2 protein-coding genes are annotated in these 3,998 nt (G+C 38.7%); both read right to left on the bottom strand.

Translation table 11 applies throughout. From position 1 onward, the window contains the following. A partial coding sequence (locus LCM23_RS25595; RefSeq protein WP_224939352.1) for a phage tail domain-containing protein occupies window positions 1-456 on the bottom strand: 456 nt, incomplete at its 3' end. Beyond that, window positions 456-3,998 (bottom strand): peptidoglycan DD-metalloendopeptidase family protein (locus tag LCM23_RS25590; protein ID WP_224939351.1); only part of this gene is annotated, 3,543 nt, incomplete at its 5' end. The genes LCM23_RS25590 and LCM23_RS25595, both read right to left, overlap by 1 nt.

Raw genomic sequence — 3,998 nt, 5'->3', positions numbered from 1 at the left:
AACACCATTATTTTCATGTAAATCCATACTTTTAAAACGGCTTATCCAATATGGTTGTCCTATGATTTTAAGAGGTATTTCTGCAATGGCGAAAGTTTGATTGTTTTCAATTCTATCAAGGCGATAAGATTCAATAACTCTTACCTTCATTAACTTATTCGCTTGAGTATTTTCTGTAATATAAAACGTCCCTAGACGTTTAAAGAAAGCAAAGACACGATCTCTCTTCAGCCTGTAGTCTGTCGTGTCTTTTGCTTTTATTCTTGCACTTATACTCATTTCTCGAACACTATCAGTAAAACCAGTAATGACGCTTCCAGGTATTCCAGAAATGAAGTGTTCATTAATATCTTGCGCTACTGATGAGATACTTACATCAAGTGCCTTTAAGCCATACCCTAAATCATCCAAAGGAAGGGGTACAGCTTCAAAGTTTTCATCATATATAGTAAACATTAAATTGTAGCCGCCCTTCCTTTAAAAATGTTATTCTTACTCGATTGACCAGCTTCATATTTCGCATTCGCTCGACCGATATCACCTTCAGACAATACTGGTTTCCTTTCGATATTTCGACTTGAAACAACTAATTCAGTTAATAGCCTAACCTGTTCTTTTAGCAAAGTAATTTCTTCAGACTGCTGATATCCTTGTTGTCCTGTTGTATTAGGCAATTGATTAGGTCGCTTATTCCCCTGTATTTGCTTTCCGGCTAAAGCTAACAACTTCATAGCTTCTGTCCTTCTTTTAGGGTCGGTTGGGATAACCCATTCTGGCCAACCTTCTTCTGCTAATTGATATAGCCCTGAGTTATTAATTAACCCACCAGTTGCAAAAGCTTGAGGATTTAATCTCACGCCATTTTTTCGAAGCTCATAATGGACGTGGGGACCTGTGCTATCTCCTGTGTTACCAACTAAGCCTAATATGCTTCCCTTACTTACTCTTTGACCCACAGAAGTTAATATACGGCTCATATGAGCGTAAAAATGTTCATATATCCCTTGCTTAACTTTAACTAAATTACCAAATCCGCCATTCCAACCTGCAGATGCAAAAGAAACGGTACCGTTTGATTGAGATGGTATAGGTGTACCAATAGGTGCAGCATAATCAACTCCACCATGTAAACGACCCCATCGTTGACCAAACGGGGATGTGAATCTAAAACCAGGAAAACTTAGCTTTCCAGGTGAGCCGCCGCCTTCTTTCTCTGCCTTTGAAAACATGGATTTAACATAACCAATAGCATTATCTTTTACCATGTTAAATCCACCACGGGCAATCTTACCCACTTGGTTGCTATTATCCGGTTTAGATATCCCTAAAGTTTCTAAAGCAATATCAAGTATTTTGGATGGGTTTGAAGCGAAATCCCAAATATTTAATGCGACATCTTTAATTTTCTTCAGACCACTTTGGACAAGTCCACCAGTTCCATGTGCATACTTTGGAACATTACCTAATAATGACTTCGTATCCAAAGCAGACAATACTTGTGACCCCTTGGGTAAATTGATTAATGTATCTTTTGCTGGAGATAGCATTGATTTTCCATCCGGAGTTGTTATTAACTCCCTACCAGCGTTATTACCCTTACCGTCTCCAACGATGGCCAGTCCACCAGGATGTCCTTTAGTTCCATGAGCATACTGTGGTATAGTCCACTCTTTAACACGAGTTTTAACATCAAGCTTATCTAAAACCCAATTGACCCCACCTATAACTCCGTTTACACCCAGACCTAGTGCGTTAGTCATTTTATTAGCAACAGATTTCACACCACTGCTGATATTTCCTGCTGTCTTTTTAAGACCATCACCCATCTTTTTAGGCATACCCTTAACAGTATCAATCATTTTGTCTACTATCTCGCCGATTTTTGTACGGATACCATTAAATATTCCTGTGATTTGATTCTTCATATCTGTGAATCTTGTTTTTGTGCTTGAAACAACTGATTTTATTGGATTAATTATTCTATCCTTAATAGCATTCCAGACAGTCTGTGTCGTATTTCTAATGGTTGTAAAAATACTTGAGATAGTATCTTTGATTTCAGTGAATCGACCTCTTATGAAGTCCACAATAGTTTTTATAATGGTACGAAAGAATGAAAGTATGCCATTCCAAATTGTACTTATTACCGATTTAATTGTGGTTGTGATACTACTTATCGTACTCTGCATAGCTGTAAATCTCCCCTTAACAAAATCCACAATCCACTTGATAACAGATGAAAAAACATCACTAATGCTCTTCCACATACTTTTGAAGTTACTCAGCAACAGCTTACCTAAGGAAATTACTCCTTTGACCATCTTGCCCCAGAACATTAATTGCATGAAGTTCCAAATGAATTCTAAAGCACCGGAAAATAACTGTTTAACACCTTCCCACATTTTTGAGAAGTCACCTGTGAAAAGACCAGAGAAAATTTTTACTACACCCATGATTATATTGAGTGCCCCAGATATTACTCCCTTAATATTGCCCCATACAGATTTAATAATGGCTAATACAGCGGGCATAACAAACTTAATGACTGCAAGTATCCCTTTAAAGACTGTGCTTATGAAAGAACCGATGTTTTTCAAGGCCCCCATAATTGATTCTTTGTTTTCTTCCCAAAAAGATTTTATTATTTCTAATTGTTCTTTAAAGAAATCTGAAACCGCGCTAACAGCTTTCTTTAACTGCTCTAGTCCTTTTGCAGCTAAATCCTTAAGGCTTCCCATAAGAGTCTTTACGCCTTCTCGGAAGGTTTCTGACTTTGCATATAAGGTAACAAAACCTGCAGCTAATAACGTTATTATGCCTATCGTGATTCCTACTGGACCTGTTAAAGCTGTAAATCCTAGCTTTAACCACTTTAACAAACCGCCAGCTTCAGCTATCTTCTTAAACAAAGGAGCTATCTTCAGAGCAAGGCTGGCAACTAATCCACCAAAAATACCTAAGACAGTTAAAACCGGTCCAATCCCAACAGTTATCGCCGTTCCGATGAGACCAACTTTCTTAACAATATCTTGTACGGTAGGAGATAAATCATCGTATGCTGCCTTTACTGATTTCACTTTATCTACAAATCCGGAAAATAACTCACCGAATTTAACACCTACTTTTGCCGCTAAATCACCCATGCTATCTAAACGACCTGTGAAATCTGCTATTAAAGGTTTTAGCTGAGAAAAGAATCCTCCACCTGTTCCACCAGCATCCAAAAATGAAGCGCCAAGGCGACCAACCGCAGCCCACATATTCGCAACTCCGGCAGTAAAAGATGTTTCTCCCATTTTTTGAGCTGCTCCACCAATGTTATTCTCGATGGCAGCCATCAGCATTTCAGAAGATATCTTTCCATCTGATGCCATTTTAGTTACTTCTTCTGCTGCAACTCCAGCTTCCTTTGCCAACCATTGATACACAGGTAGACCCCTATCTGATAACTGTTGCAACTCACCATTGTAAGCTTTGTTAGATGTTTTCACTTTATTAAAAATGGAACCCATCTCACTCATACTTGAGCCAGCTATTGCTGCTGCATCTCCAGTTAATGATAGATACTTAGTTAAATTTTTCCCCTCTTCTACTCCTGCAGCTACGGCATTAGCTGCTGTAGTTGCAGCTTCATCCATACCAAATGATGTTCCTCTAACTGCTTCGAGGGCTGATTCCATAATCTTTTCAACGCCCTCTGCATCATGACCAAGACCAGTTAATTTTGCTCTAGCTGTATCTATACCTATAAGGCGATCAAAACCTTTAACTAGGGCTATACCTCCTAGAGCAGTCGCTGCACCTAATGCTGGCATAGTAATACTTTTCGTCAAATTACTCCCTAGGTTCTTTGCTTTTTCTGATACTGATTTTAGCCCGTTTCCAAAGTTGGTCAATCCCTCTCCTGCTCTAGTCCAACCTGAATTAGCAACTCGCTGTGCTTCTCTCAGTCGAGATAATTCATCTCTAGTTCTTTCGACATTTCTCTCAAGGTTATT

It is taken from the genome of Cytobacillus kochii, from assembly GCF_020171845.1.
GTDB lineage: Bacteria > Bacillota > Bacilli > Bacillales > Cytobacillaceae > Cytobacillus > Cytobacillus kochii.
This window is presented reverse-complemented; position numbering and strand designations above follow the sequence as displayed.